Genomic DNA, 13,512 nt, shown 5'->3' on the forward strand with positions numbered 1-13,512 from the left:
GACGCGCCCCCGGCCGAGAGCGCCCGGGGCAGCCCCATGAGCGGTCAGGCGCCGCCCCGGAACGGCCGGACCGCCCCCGGAGCGCCCCTCAGGACACCACGTCCTTACGGGCGAAGCCGCGGAACGCCAGGGCGACGAGGACCAGCGCGTACGCGACCGAGACGGAGGCGCCCTGGAGCATGCCGGACCACTCCACCTTGGGCTGCAGCGCGTCGGCCCAGGCGAACTGCCAGTGGGCGGGCAGCACATCGCGCCAGCCGCCGAGGGCGGTGACCTGGTCGAGGACGTTGCCGATGATGGTCAGGCCGACCGCGCCGCCGACCGCCCCCAGGGGCGCGTCGGTGGCCGTCGACAGCCAGAACGCCAGCGCCGCCGTGACCAGCTGGCTGACGAAGAGGTACACCACCACGACCGCCAGCCGCCCCACCGCCTCATCCGACGGCAGCGCGCCGCCGGTGGGCAGGGTGAGCGGGCCCCAGCCGTACGCGGCGGTGCCCACCCCCAGGGCGACCAGGGGCAGCAGCGCCATCGCGGCGGCGCTGAAGAGCAGGCCCACGGTGAGCTTGCTCAGCAGCAGCCGGGCGCGCGGCACCGGCGCCGCGAGCAGATAGCGCAGCGACGACCAGCTCGCCTCGGACGCCACCGTGTCACCGCAGAACAGCGCCACCGGCACGACCAGCAGAAAGCCCGCCGAGACGAAGAGCACGGTGGCGGTGAAGTTGCCGCCGGATGCCGTCGCGGTCTCCATCAGGGTGACCCGGCCGCTCGCCCGCCGCCCCGGGGTGCCGCCGATGGCGAAGGCCACGACCAGTACGAACGGCAGCAGCGCCAGACCGGCGCCGATCACCAGGGTGCGGCGCCGCCGCAGCTGCCGCAGCGCCTCGACGCGCAACGGGAGGGTGCGGCGGGCACGGTAGCCGGGGGCGGCGGCCGTCGCCGGGGGCGCGGGGTGCGGATCCGGGGTGGTGGCGGTCATCGGTCGCCTCCGATCAGGGTGAGGAACGCGTCCTCCAGGCGGCGGTGCGGCCCGACGCGGTACACCGGCAGGTCCAGCCGCAGGAGTCCGGCGAGCAGGCGCGGGGTGGCCGCGGCATCGTCGAGGCGGACCAGCAGACCGTCGTCGGCGCGGACCGCCGCGAGCACACCGGGCAGCGCGCGGACCTTCTCCACCACCGCCTCGGTGAGCGCTCCGGGGTCCGCGACGCCGACGAGGACGCTGTCCTGGGCGCCGGTGATCTCCGCGACCGGCCCGGACCTGACCAGGCGTCCGCGGTCCATGACGACCAGATGCGTACAGCTCTGTTCGACCTCGGACAGCAGATGGCTGGAGACGATGACGGTGCGCCCGGCGGCCGCGTAACGGATCATCACCTCGCGCATCTCGCGGATCTGGGGCGGGTCGAGGCCGTTGGTCGGTTCGTCGAGAATCAGCAGGTCGGGCAGGCCCAGCATGGCCTGGGCGAGGGCGAGGCGCTGCCGCATGCCCTGGGAGTAGGTGCGCACCGCGCGGTCCAGGGCGGTGCCGAGCCCGGCGATCGCCAGGGCCTCCTCGGCGTGCGCGTCGGCGGCGGGCCGCCCGGTGGCGCGCCAGTACAGGTCGAGGTTGGCGCGGCCCGACAGATGGGGCAGGAACCCTGCACCTTCGACGAACGCGCCCACCCGGGAGAGCACCGGGGCGCCCGGCCGGATGGCGTGCCCGAAGACCCGGATCTCGCCCTCGTCCGGCCGGATCAGGCCCATCAGCATCCGCAGGGTGGTGGTCTTCCCGGCGCCGTTGGGCCCGAGCAGCCCCAGGACCTGCCCGGTCTCGACGCGGAACGACAGGTCCCGCACCGCGTACCGGTCGCTCGCCCCGGCGTACTTCTTGCTCAGCCCGTCGATCACCAGCGGCACGGCGGCGAGGGACGGATCGGGGGCCGGGGCGGTGGCGCGGCGGCGGGCGGTGAGCAGCAGGGCGGCGGCGAGGACGGCGGCGGCCGACGGCAGCAGCCACGTCCAGGCGGGCAGCGGGGGCGCGGCGGCGCGGACCCGCGCGTCGGTGGGGACGGTCAGGGCGCCGCCCCCGGCCGCCGCCACGGTGTAGGTGGCGGGCTCGGCGGGTGAGGCGTAGCCGAGGTCGGTCGCGGCGAGGACCAGGCGCATCCGGTGCCCGGCGGCGAAGTCGTGGTCGACGGCGGGCAGCCGCAGTTCGACGCGGACGCCCCGGTCGGCGCCGGAGATGCGGTACGGCGTGACGAGCTGGGCGGGCAGCACCTGCTTGGTGCCGTCCGGGGCGACGTCGTAGAGCTTGGCGAAGAGGACCGCGTCGCGGGAGGTGGACCGTACGGTCACGGTGGTGCGTGGCGCGCCGGTGAGGTGGACGGGCGCGGTGAGCGGCGCCGAGTCGAAGCGGGCGTACTGGCCCGGGAAGTCGACCGCGAGGCCGCCGGTGCCCAGGGTGGAAAGGGTGCCGAGCGCGCCGACGCCGGGGACCGCGGAGATCGCGGGCGGGCTCGCGCCGGGCGGGCTGGTGAAGCGCTGTTCGGGGCCGGTGAGCTGGATGCGGAGCGGGTCGTGGGCCAGGCCGGGGTAGGCCGGGCCGCTCGCGCCGCGCAGTTGCAGGGAGCCGTTGGTGGAGTCCACCCCTCCGCTGCGGCTGACCCGGAACGCGGGCCCGGTGTCGGCGCCCTTGTCTCCCTTGAGGTAGCGGTCGAACCAGGCGCGGGTGCGGTCGGTGAGCCGGGCCGTCTCGCGGTCACCGCCGTCGTGGCCACCGGCGATCCAGTCGACGGAGACGGGGGCGCCGTTGCGGCGCAGGGCCCGTTCCATCGCATCGGCTTGATCCAGTGTGAAGAGCGAGTCGGTCTGCCCCTGCATGATCAGGGTCGGCGCCTCGACCCGGTCGCCGACGGCGGACGGGCTGCGCTTCTCCAGGAGGGCGCGGGCCGCCGCGTCCGGTTTCCCGGCCACCGCGACCCGTTCGTACATCGCGCACAGGTCCGCGGCGAACCGGCCGCAGCCGCCGGACGACGCGGGGACGCGCCCGGGCGCCGCGGTGGGATCGCCCGCCGAGCCGGTGGTGAAGAAGATCCCGGACCACAGCTTCTTGAACACGCCGTGGGGGAAGAGCGCGTCGGCGAGGTTCCAGTAGGTGATCTGCGGGGCGAGGGCGTCGATCCGCGGGTCGTGCCCGGCGGCGAGCAGCGCGACGGCGCCGCCGTACGAGGCGCCGGCGATCCCGACGCGCGGATCCCCGGCCTTGTCGAGCCGTACCTCGGGACGATTCGCCAGCCAGTCGACGAGGCGGCTGACGTCGGCGACCTCGCGGTCCGGGTCGTTGAGCCCGATGTGGCCGGTGGAGTCGCCGAAGCCGCGCGCCGACCAGGTGAGGACGGCGTACCCGTCCCGGGCCAGCCGCTCCGCCTGCGGACGGACCTCGTTCTTGCTGCCGCCGAAGCCGTGCGCGAGCAGCACGGCGGGGCGGCGCGCGGTGGAACTCCCCGCGGTGAAGTAGGAGGTGTCGATCCGTACGGTCTTCGTGCCGCCGGGCTTCTCGGGCACCGCCAGCGCCCGGTCCTCGCGGTGCACGACGGGTGCGGCGTCCGAAGTGGCGCCCGCCCACACGCCGCCGCCCATGAGCAGGGCCAGAACACCGACGGCCGCGTACAGCCGCCGTCCGCGCAGTCGCAGATCCATAGGGGGATCCTAGGGAGTGGCCCTTACGGGGTTCCCGGCGAGTGGCCGGGAGGCGGCGCCGGGGCCCGGCCCGGTGGCGCGGGGCCGCCGTGGGTGCCGCCACCGACGAGCCGCCACGAGCCCTTGGGCGAACCGGCGTTCCGTGCCGGAGCCCGGGCCTCCACCCCTACGGTGAAGGGACTCCGTGCGGACGGGCCGAGGGGCGGCCGTTCCCACCCGCACGACGGCCGGGCGCCCTGGCCCGCGCCGCGCCGCCCGGGCTTCTCCTCCCCTGCCTCCCGGCCACCGGAACGGTGTTGATCGCCTCCGCCGTAGCCCTCGTCCTGACCGGCATCAGCGGTACGGGCCGGAGCACGGGCGACGGAAGCGGCGGCCAGGAGCGGGAGGGGGCTCGCGCCGACGAGGGGGTGCGGTCGGCGTAGGCGGGGCGCTCCGGTTGGCCGGTGTGCCCCGGCCCGCCGGGAGACGTGGGAGCCGTCGCGGCGCGCCCCGCGCAGCCGTCGGCCGTACGGGGGGTGCGCGCCGCGAGGCGGCACCGGCCGCAGCTCCCGATCAGTACTGCGGAGGCCCGAACCCACCAAGGGCCGGCGGGTTGCCGGGCGGGACCGGCGGGGCGGTCGGCGGTATCGGCGGGGCCGCGGACGGGACAGGCGGGGCCGCGGGACCCGGCATCGGCATCGGCATCGGCATCGGCGGGACCGGGCCCGCCTGCGGGGGTACCGGGCCGCCGGGTACCGGGCCGGACATCGGGCCGGGAATCGGGCCGCCCGGCGGCGGGATCGGCGGCTGCCAGCCACCCGGCTGCGGGCCCTGCGGGCCGGGCGGGACGAAGCCGGGGCCGCCGAACTGCGGTGCGGGCGCGGGCGGCTGCCAGCCGGGGGCAACCGGCTCGCCCTTGGCCATCAGGGCGAACAGGGCGAGCGAACCGAAGAGGTCGAGTGCCACCTGCGCGATGCCGAGGATGCTCTGGCCCGGCGCCGCGCCACTGATCTTGAACAACTGGCCGGAGAACCCGGGGCCGATCACCGTCAGCAGGGCGTTCGGCAGCAGCATCGTCGCCAGGCCCAGGGCCAGGCCACGGGCGGCGGTGCCGCGGATCAGGCAGCTGAGCGCGGCGATGACCGCCAGCATCAGCAGGATCAGCGCGTCCCAGCCCGGGGCCAGCGACGTCAGGGACGACAGGATGCCCTTGCCCAGGTAGAGCATGAAGAGGGCATCGGCCGCCCCGCCGCTCTGGACCAGCATGTAGATCTGCCAGATCACCGAACACAGCGCCACCGCACCGAGAACGAGACCGGCGACGACCCCGGCGGCCTTGACCGGACGCATCGGCGGCAGGCTGGGGGCGCGGCGCGGCCAGGACCGCATCCCGGCGAGCAGCACGATCCCGGTGACGAAGGCCAGCAGGGCGAGCACCGGGCTGCCGAGGAAGACCGCCTCGAAGGGGTCGGCGTCGATCTGGGCGTGGAGGAACCAGCGGTTGTCGCCGGTGTGGGAGCCGACGCTGACCATGGTCTGGACGGCGGTGGCGAAGGTGAAAGTGGTGGCGACGGCCATCAGGCCGCCTGCCGTCCGCCGCCCCGCGAACGCCGCGATCGCCCCGCTCAGCTGCACCAGGGCCAGGCAGAACTGCGTGGAGTTGCTGACGGTGTTGAGGCCGGGGGGACGTGCGCCGGTCCAGTAGTCCCACACCGCGGGGAAGCCGAACTGCGAGAGGTCGTAGCAGAGCCAGAACGCGGTGTAGAGGAAGAAGACCAGGCAGAAAATGCCGCCCGTGATCCGTGCGCCCTTGGCCAGCGCCGTACTAGGTGGCATCGCGTCCCCCGATAGTGGTGTTGTGTACACGCCCGGTCACCGTAGCAACCCCGCCGACGGCCGTCCCTCTGAACGCCGTGCCCCCCCCGGCGGACGGAGCGCCGCTGCCCCGCCGGTCGATGACCGGCGGGGCAGCGTACGTACCGTCAGTGGTTGCTGGGGAAACCGAGGTTGATGCCACCGTCGGACGGGTCGGGCCAGCGGGTGGTGACGACCTTGCCGCGGGTGTAGAAGTGCACGCCGTCGTTGCCGTAGATGTGGTGGTCGCCGAAGAGCGAGTCCTTCCAGCCACCGAAGGAGTGGTAGCCGACCGGGACCGGGATCGGGACGTTGACGCCGACCATCCCCGCCTCGACCTCCAGCTGGAAGCGGCGGGCAGCGCCGCCGTCGCGGGTGAAGATGGCGGTGCCGTTGCCCCACGGCGAGGCGTTCATCAGCGCGATGGCCTCGTCGTACGTGGCGACGCGGACGACCGACAGCACCGGGCCGAAGATCTCGTCGCGGTAGGCGTCCATCTCGGGCGTGACGTTGTCGAGCAGCGACACCCCGAGCCAGTGGCCGCCCTCGAAGCCCTCGACCGTGAAGCCGGTGCCGTCGACGACGACGTCGGCGCCCTGCGCGGCGGCGCCCTGGACGTACGAGGCGACCTTGTCGCGGTGGACCTTGGTGATCAGCGGGCCCATCTCGGACGCCGGGTCGTCGCCCGGGCCGATGCGGAGGGCGGCGGCGCGGGCCTTGATCTTCTCGATCAGCGGGTCGGCGGTCTCGCCGACGGCGACGACGACGGAGATCGCCATGCAGCGCTCACCGGCCGAGCCGTACGCGGCGTTGATCGCCGAGTCGGCGGCGAGGTCGAGGTCGGCGTCCGGCAGCACCAGCATGTGGTTCTTGGCGCCGCCCAGCGCCTGCACCCGCTTGCCGTTCGCGGTGCCGGTGGTGTGGATGTACTTGGCGATGGGGGTGGAGCCGACGAAGGAGACCGCGGCGATGTCCGGGTGCTCCAGGATGCGGTCGACCGCGACCTTGTCGCCGTTGACGACGTTCAGCACGCCGTCGGGCAGGCCCGCCTCGGCGGCCAGCTCGGCGAGCTTGAGGGCGGCGCCGGGCACCTTCTCGCTGGGCTTGAGGACGAAGGTGTTGCCGCACGCCACAGCGAGCGGGAACATCCACATCGGCACCATGGCGGGGAAGTTGAACGGCGTGATGCCGGCGACCACACCGAGGGACTGCCGGATCGCTGCGACGTCCACCCGGGTGGAGACCTGCGTGGACAGCTCGCCCTTGAGCTTCTCGGGAATGCCGCACGCCAGCTCGATGATCTCCAGACCGCGGGCGACCTCGCCGAGGGCGTCGGAGTGCACCTTGCCGTGCTCGGCCGTGATCAGCCGGGCCAGCTCCTCGCGGTGGGCGGCGACCAGCTCGCGGTAGCGGAACAGCACCGAGGTGCGCTTGGCGAGGGAGCTGGTGCCCCAGGTGGCGAACGCCTCCTTGGCGGCGGCGACCGCGGCGTCGACCTCCTCGACGGAGGCGAAGGCGACCTGCTTCTCCTGGGCGCCGGTGGCCGGGTTGAACACCGGGCCGAAGTTGCCGGACACACCCTCGACGGGCTTGCCGCCGATCCAGTGGCTGATGGTCTGCATGCGGGGGGCCTTTCCGGTGGTGACTACTACGGGCTGAGATCAGAGGTGTCGGCGGCGGTCGGCGGCGTGTTGGTCGTAGGCCAGGCGCGCGGCGACCGCCGCGGGACGCGTCGCGGTCTCGGCAACAGGTACATCCCACCAGGACTGGGCGCCCGGCGCGCCCGGCACTGTGTCGGCCGTTTCGGTCTCGATGTAGACACATGTGGGACGGTTCGCGCCACGCGCCTCGGCGAGGGCGTCGCGCAGCGCGCCGACGGTGGGCGCGCGCAGCACCCGCATGCCGAGGGAGGCGGCGTTGGCCGCGAGATCGACGGGCAGCGGATCGCCGGTGTAGGTGCCGTCCGCCGCGCGGAAGCGGTAGTCGGTGCCGAAGCGCTCGCCGCCGGTCTGCTCGGAGAGGCCGCCGATGGAGGCGAAGCCGTGGTTCTGGAGCAGCACCAGCGTGAACGCGGCGCCCTCCTGGACCGCCGTGACGATCTCGGTGGGGTTCATCAGGTACGTACCGTCGCCGACCAGGGCCCATACCGGGCGGCCGGGGGCGGCGAGGGCGACGCCGAGGGCGGCGGGGATCTCGTATCCCATGCAGGAGTAGCCGTATTCGAGGTGGTACTGCCTGCGGGACCTGGCGCGCCAGAGCCGGTGCAGGTCGCCGGGGAGGGACCCTGCGGCGTTGACGAGGATGTCGGTGTCGTCGACGACGGCGTCGAGGGCGCCGAGCACCTGGGTCTGGGTGGGCCGGGCGGCCGGGTCGGGGGCGGCGTACGCGGCATCGACGCGGCGCTCCCAGGCGGCCTTCGCGGTGGCGTAGCCCGTCTCGTACGCGGCGTCGACGCGGTGGCCGTGCAGCGCGCGGGTGAGCGCGGTGAGCCCTTCGCGGGCGTCGGCGACCAGGGGCAGCGCCGCGAGCTTGTGGGCGTCGAAGGCGGCGATGTTGAGGTTGACGAAGCGGACGGCGGGGTCGGCGAAGAGGGTGGCGGAGGCGGTGGTGAAGTCGGTGTAGCGGGTGCCGATGCCGAGGACCACATCGGCGTCGCGGGCGAGTGCGTCGGCGGTGGCGGTGCCGGTGTGGCCGATGCCGCCGACGTCGGCGGGGTGGTCGTGGCGCAGCGCCCCCTTGCCCGCCTGGGTGGCGGCGACGGGGATGCCGGTGGCATCGGCGAAGGTCCGCAGGGCGTCCTCGGCCTCGCTGTGGTGGACGCCGCCACCGGCGATGATCAGCGGGCGGCGGGCGGCGCGCAGGGCCCGGGCCGCCTCGGCGAGGGCGTCCGGGTCGGGCGCGGGGCGGGGGACGCGCCAGATGCGGTAGGCGAAGAACTCCGGCGGCCAGTCGTACGCCTCGGCCTGGACGTCCTGCGGCAGGGCGAGGGTGACGGCGCCGGTGTCGACGGGGTCGGTGAGGACCCGCATCGCCTGGAGGGCGGCCGGGATCAGCGCCTCGGGCCGGGTGACGCGGTCGAAGTAGCGGGAGACGGGGCGCAGGGTGTCGTTGACGGAGAGGTCACCGGCGTACGGGACTTCGAGCTGCTGGAGGACGGGGTCGGCGCGGCGGGTGGCGAAGGTGTCGCCGGGCAGCAGCAGGACCGGGAGGTGGTTGACGGTGGCGAGGGCGGCGCCGGTGACGAGGTTGGTGGCGCCGGGGCCGATGGAGGTGGTGACGGCCTGGGCGCGGAGCCGGTCGCTCTGGCGGGCGTAGGCGGTCGCGGCGTGGACCATGGCCTGTTCGTTGCGGCCCTGGAGGAACGGCAGGGCGGCGGGGTCCTCGCGCAGGGCTTGGCCGATCCCGGCGACGTTGCCATGCCCGAAGATGCCCCAGCAGGCGTTCACCAGGCGGTGGCGATGGCCGTCGCGCTCGGTGTACTGGCGGGCGAGGAACCGCACCAGGGCCTGCGCGACGGTGAGGCGGAGGGTGGTCATCGGGTGTCTCCCGGGGGCGCGGTGTAGCGGGGCAGGCGGGGGTCGGTGGGTTGGCCGGCCCAGGTGGAGCGGATCCAGCCGTGGTCGGGGTGGTCGCGGATCAGCCACTCGCGGGTGGCGCCGGGTCCGGCCATGACGTTGAGGTAGTAGAGGGCATGGCCGGGTGCGGCGATGGACGGGCCGTGCCAGCCGTCGGGGATGAGGACGGCATCGCCGCCGCGGACCTCGGCGAGGACGTCGGTGCGGTGGCCGGGCCCGGAGGGAGTGACGCGTTGGTAGCCGACGCCCGGGGTGCCGTGGGCGGGCTCGATCTCGAAGTAGTAGATCTCCTCCAGCTCGGACTCCTCGCCGGGGCGGGCGGTGTCGTGTTTGTGCGGCGGGTAGGACGACCAGTTGCCGCCCGGCGTGAGGACTTCCACGGCGATGAGCTTGTCGCAGGGGAAGGCGTCGGCGGCGGCGAAGTTGTTGACCTGGCGGGAGCAGGGCCCGGCGCCGCGCAGCTCCACGGGGACGTCGGCCGCGGCGCCGCGGCGGGCGGGCAGGCGGCGGGCGCAGCGGGCTCCGGCGAGGGCGAACCGGCCGCCCGCCCGGCTGGTGAGCCCCGCGCGCGCGTCGCGCGGGACGTAGGCGAAGTCGGTGAGGCCGCTGAAGACGCTGTCGCGGCCGGTGAGTTCGTACGGGGCACCGTCGGTGGTGACGGTGCAGCCTCCGGCGAGGGGCAGCACGATCCATTCGCTGTCCCCGGCATCGAAGGCGTGGTGGCCGCCGGGCGGCAGGTCGAGGACGCGCAGCGAGGAGTGGCCCCAGCCCGCCCGCTCCGGCGTGATGTCCAGGGCGTACGGCCCGGTACCGCCGTGACCTGCCGGGATGTGGAGGCCGAGGGCCCGGCCGGGGCCGGGTGCGGAAGCGGATGACGCGGATGCGGGATTCATGACCACAAGTCTCCACCCGACCACTGACAGTGAGGGAAAATCCGTGCGCCGCGGCGGTGCCCACCGGTCCGCGCGAGGCCGTCGGGCCGGTCCGGGGCCGGGGTCCGGACGCGGCCGCAACGGCCCGGCGGCCCCAACCGCTCTTTCCGGGCGGGGCTTCGGGGCACGCCGGGGTTCATCGTCCGGCGAGGAACGCGTCGACCTCCGCCGCGGTCGGCATGGCGGGCGAGCACGCGAGGCGGGTGGCGACGAGGGCACCGGCCGCGTTGGCGTAGCGCATCATCGGCTCCAGGTCCCAGCCATGCAGCAGGCCGTGGCAGAGGGCGCCGCCGAAGGCGTCACCGGCGCCGAGGCCGTTGACGACGTCGACGGGGAAGGCCGGGACCTCGGCGGTGCGGCCGTCCCGGTGCACCGCGAGGACGCCCTTGGGGCCCTGTTTGACGACGGCGAGTTCGGCGCCCCCGGCAAGCAGCGCCTCGGCGCAGGCCCTCGGGTCGCGCAGCCCGGTGGCGACCTCGGCCTCGTCGACGTTGCCGACGGCGACGGTGGCGTGGGCGAGCGCCGCCTCGTAGTGCGGGCGCGCGGCGGCCATGGCGGCGGCGCCGGTCGTGCCACCGTCCCCGGAGGCGCCGCCCGCACCGCCCCAGAACAGGGGACGCCAGTCGAGGTCGAAGACAGTGGGGCCGCGCCTGCCGCGGGCGGCGAGCGCGGCGAGGGTGGCGGTGCGGCTGGGCTCCTCGCACAGTCCGGTGCCGGTGACCCAGAGGATCCGGGCGGCCCGCAGCGCGTCGTGGTCCAGCTCGTCGGCGCGGAGGGTGAGGTCGGGGGCGGTGGGGCGGCGGTAGAAGTAGAGCGGGAAGTGGTCCGGCGGGAAGATCTCGCAGAACGTGACCGGGGTGGGCAGACCGTCCACGGCGGTGACCCAGCGGTCGTCGACGCCGAATTCCCGCAGCGCCTGGTGGAGGTAGTCGCCGAAGGGGTCGCGTCCGGTGCGGCTGATGACGGCGGTGCGGCGGCCCAGTCGCGCGGCGGCCACCGCAACATTGGTGGCGGAGCCGCCGAGGAACTTCCCGAACGTCTCCACGCGGGCGAGCGGCACGCCCGTCTGGAGGGGGTAGAGGTCCACCCCGATGCGGCCCATGGTGATGAGGTCGAACGGTTCCGTCATGGGGCCCCTTCGCTTCGGCCGACGCGGTACGGCGGGGCCGGGCGGCGCGCCCACGCCCCGTCGCGGGCACAGGTCTAGTGGGGCTGCCGGACCGTGTCAACGGCGCGGCACACCGCCCTGACCTGTACGGGGACGGCGGTACGGCGAGTGGCCCCATGGGTGGGGCCGCCCCCTCGCGCGGGCTTCCGCCAGGGGAGCGACGCGGCGGAACCACCGCTTCCAGGGGCGCCGTCCGGCGCTCCCCAGGGCGGTCGTGCCGGGAGATCCTTATGGCAGAACGAAATCTTGACACCCCCCGAGGCGCCCGCGAGGCTGAGCCCACCACTCCCACGCCCCCGGTCACCGCCGACCGGCGAGAGGAGAGCCGTCGCATGTCCGCAGCCCGTGCCGACGCGCCCGTTCTGGACCGCATCCGAGTGGGGTCCGCGCCGGATTCGTGGGGCGTGTGGTTCCCCGACGACGCGCGGCAGGTCCCCTGGCGGCGCTTTCTCGACGAGGTCACCGAGGCGGGCTACGACTGGATCGAGCTGGGCCCCTACGGGTATCTCCCCACCGACCCGGCGGTGCTGCGCGACGAGACCGCGCGGCGTGGCCTCGGTGTCTCGGCCGGGACGGTCTTCACCTCGCTGCACCACGGCCCCGCGGTCTGGGAGGCGACATGGGCGCAGGTGTCCCGGGTCGCCGCGCTCGCCCGGGCGACGGGCGCCGGGCACCTCGTCGCCATCCCGTCCTTCTGGCGTGACGACCGCACCGCCGAGGAGCTGGAGCCCCCCGAGCTGACGGCCGCGCAGTGGCGGCACCTGACCGAGGGCACGGAGCGGCTGGCCCGGCGGGTGCGGGAGGAATTCGGCCTGATGCTGGTGGTGCATCCGCACGCGGACACCCACCTCGACACCGAGGAGCACGTCACCCGCTTCCTCGACGCCACCGACTCCGGCCTGGTCTCCCTCTGCCTGGACACCGGCCACTACGCCTACTGCGGCGGTGACAGCGTCGCGCTGATCCGCACCTACGGCGAGCGCATCGGCTATCTCCACCTCAAGCAGGTCGACCCCGGTGTCCTGGCCGATGTCCGCGCCAAGGGCACCGCCTTCGGTCCGGCCGTCCGGCAGGGCGTGATGTGCGAACCGCCGCGCGGTGTGCCCGCGTTGCCGCCCGTCCTGGAGGCGGCGCAGGAGCTGGGCACCGCGCTCTTCGCCATCGTCGAGCAGGACATGTATCCCTGTCCGCCGGAGCGGCCGCTGCCCATCGCCCGGCGCACCCGCCGCTTTCTGCGCTCCTGCGGCGCCTGAGCGACGGACGGAACGGACCGCGAGCAGGAGGACGACATGCACGGGACGCTGGGGGTGGCCGTCATCGGCGCCGGGCGGATGGGCGCCGATCACGTACGCCGGATCGACGAGGTGATCAGCGGGGCGCGGGTGGCGGTCGTCGCCGACGTCGACGGGGCGCGCGCCGAGGCGCTGACCGACGCCATCGAGGGGGCCGTGGCCTGCACCGATCCGGTGGCCGCCATGGATATTCCGGGGGTGGACGCGGTCCTCGTCGCGTCGCCGGGGGCGGCCCATGAGGCGGCGCTGATGGCGGCGTTCGACCGCGGGCTGCCGGTGCTGTGCGAGAAGCCGCTGACGCCGGATCCGGACTCCGCGCTGCGGGTGCTCGCCGCCGAACAGCGAGGCGGCCGCCGCCTCGTCCAGCTGGGCTTCATGCGCCGCTACGACGCCGACTACCTCGCCCTCAAGGCACAGTTGACGCGCGGCGCGTACGGCCGTCCGCTGATGCTGCACCACACGCACCGCAACGTCGCCTCGCCGCCCGGCTGCACCGACACGCAGACACTGCACGACTCCGCGGTGCACGAGATCGATGTGACGCGCTGGCTGCTGGACACCGAGATCACCGCCGTGCGGGTGCTGCGCCCGGCGCCCTCCGGCGGTGCGCCCGAAGGGCTGCACGATCCGCAGCTGATCGTCTTCGAGACCGCGGACGGCCACCTCGTCGACACGGAACTGTTCGTCAACTGCGGCTTCGGCTACCAGGTGTCCTGCGAGGCGGTCTGCGAGCGGGGCACCGCCCGGATCGGCGACGACCGCGGCGTCTTCGTCAACGCGGCGGGCCGCTGGGGCGGCACCATCCCGCCGGGCTTCGTGGAACGCTTCGCGGGCGCGTACGACCGGCAGGTGCAGCGGTGGGTGAACGCCACCCGGCGCGGCACGGTGGAGGGCCCCGGCTGCTGGGACGGCTACGCCGCCGCGGTGGTCTGCCGGGCGGGCGTCCAGGCGCAGCGCACCGGCGAGCGTGTCCCCGTCGACCTGCCCGAACGGCCCGCGCTGTACCGCTGATCCGCCCCCTTCCCTGCACGTCCGGC

Annotated in this window: 10 protein-coding genes; 3 read left to right on the plus strand and 7 right to left on the minus strand. The window is 74.6% G+C overall.

Annotated elements, in window-relative coordinates; all coding sequences use genetic code 11:
* Positions 1-88: 88 nt before the first annotated feature.
* Positions 89-976 (minus strand): ABC transporter permease, encoded by an 888-nt coding sequence (locus tag OG422_RS10195; protein WP_143945373.1) that lies wholly within the window; start codon positions 974-976, stop codon positions 89-91.
* Positions 973-3,675, minus strand: a complete 2,703-nt coding sequence (locus tag OG422_RS10200; protein WP_405742121.1) for an alpha/beta fold hydrolase — start codon at positions 3,673-3,675, stop codon at positions 973-975. Before OG422_RS10200 ends, OG422_RS10195 begins: the two co-directional genes overlap by 4 nt.
* Positions 3,676-3,968: 293 nt before the next feature.
* Between OG422_RS10200 and OG422_RS10205 the strand changes: the two genes are divergently transcribed.
* The gene (locus OG422_RS10205) at positions 3,969-4,097 is read left to right on the plus strand and encodes a hypothetical protein (protein WP_405742123.1); all 129 of its coding nucleotides are present in this window, start codon (positions 3,969-3,971) and stop codon (positions 4,095-4,097) included.
* A gap of 130 nt (positions 4,098-4,227) precedes the next feature.
* Here the strand turns inward: OG422_RS10205 and OG422_RS10210 are convergent, their stop codons facing one another.
* From OG422_RS10210 to iolC, 5 genes are all read right to left on the minus strand, one after another.
* A complete protein-coding gene (locus OG422_RS10210) occupies positions 4,228-5,490 on the minus strand; it encodes a hypothetical protein (RefSeq protein WP_405742125.1) in 1,263 nt (420 codons plus the stop codon).
* A gap of 146 nt (positions 5,491-5,636) precedes the next feature.
* Positions 5,637-7,130, minus strand: coding sequence for a CoA-acylating methylmalonate-semialdehyde dehydrogenase (locus OG422_RS10215; RefSeq protein ID WP_405742127.1), 1,494 nt, complete (start codon positions 7,128-7,130; stop codon positions 5,637-5,639).
* A 39-nt stretch (positions 7,131-7,169) separates the two neighbouring features.
* Positions 7,170-9,044: a 3D-(3,5/4)-trihydroxycyclohexane-1,2-dione acylhydrolase (decyclizing) gene (gene iolD, locus OG422_RS10220; protein WP_405742129.1), complete on the minus strand. Its 1,875-nt coding sequence runs from the start codon at positions 9,042-9,044 to the stop codon at positions 7,170-7,172.
* Positions 9,041-9,976 (minus strand): 5-deoxy-glucuronate isomerase, encoded by a 936-nt coding sequence (gene iolB / locus OG422_RS10225; RefSeq protein WP_143940119.1) that lies wholly within the window; start codon positions 9,974-9,976, stop codon positions 9,041-9,043. The genes iolD and iolB overlap by 4 nt, the downstream gene beginning before the upstream one ends.
* A 175-nt stretch (positions 9,977-10,151) precedes the next feature.
* On the minus strand, positions 10,152-11,144 hold the full coding sequence (iolC, locus tag OG422_RS10230) for a 5-dehydro-2-deoxygluconokinase (RefSeq protein ID WP_143940120.1): 993 nt from the start codon (positions 11,142-11,144) through the stop codon (positions 10,152-10,154).
* Positions 11,145-11,515: 371 nt separating this feature from the next.
* Between iolC and OG422_RS10235 the strand changes: the two genes are divergently transcribed.
* Positions 11,516-12,436, plus strand: a complete 921-nt coding sequence (locus tag OG422_RS10235) for a sugar phosphate isomerase/epimerase family protein (protein WP_405742132.1) — start codon at positions 11,516-11,518, stop codon at positions 12,434-12,436.
* A gap of 36 nt (positions 12,437-12,472) precedes the next feature.
* Positions 12,473-13,486: a Gfo/Idh/MocA family protein gene (locus OG422_RS10240; RefSeq protein ID WP_405742134.1), complete on the plus strand. Its 1,014-nt coding sequence runs from the start codon at positions 12,473-12,475 to the stop codon at positions 13,484-13,486.
* The last annotated feature ends 26 nt before the right edge of the window (positions 13,487-13,512 follow it).

This window comes from Streptomyces sp. NBC_01525 (assembly GCF_045040405.1).
Taxonomy (GTDB): domain Bacteria; phylum Actinomycetota; class Actinomycetes; order Streptomycetales; family Streptomycetaceae; genus Streptomyces; species Streptomyces benahoarensis.

Excerpts from the sequence above, each read along its gene's own strand:
- iolC (WP_143940120.1), bottom strand. The coding sequence starts at position 11,144 with ATGACGGAACCGTTCGACCTCATCACCATGGGCCGCATCGGGGTGGAC.
- iolB (WP_143940119.1), bottom strand. The coding sequence starts at position 9,976 with ATGAATCCCGCATCCGCGTCATCCGCTTCCGCACCCGGCCCCGGCCGG.
- OG422_RS10200 (WP_405742121.1), bottom strand. The coding sequence starts at position 3,675 with ATGGATCTGCGACTGCGCGGACGGCGGCTGTACGCGGCCGTCGGTGTT.
- OG422_RS10235 (WP_405742132.1), top strand. The coding sequence starts at position 11,516 with ATGTCCGCAGCCCGTGCCGACGCGCCCGTTCTGGACCGCATCCGAGTG.
- OG422_RS10195 (WP_143945373.1), bottom strand. The coding sequence starts at position 976 with ATGACCGCCACCACCCCGGATCCGCACCCCGCGCCCCCGGCGACGGCC.
- OG422_RS10215 (WP_405742127.1), bottom strand. The coding sequence starts at position 7,130 with ATGCAGACCATCAGCCACTGGATCGGCGGCAAGCCCGTCGAGGGTGTG.
- OG422_RS10240 (WP_405742134.1), top strand. The coding sequence starts at position 12,473 with ATGCACGGGACGCTGGGGGTGGCCGTCATCGGCGCCGGGCGGATGGGC.
- iolD (WP_405742129.1), bottom strand. The coding sequence starts at position 9,044 with ATGACCACCCTCCGCCTCACCGTCGCGCAGGCCCTGGTGCGGTTCCTC.
- OG422_RS10210 (WP_405742125.1), bottom strand. The coding sequence starts at position 5,490 with ATGCCACCTAGTACGGCGCTGGCCAAGGGCGCACGGATCACGGGCGGC.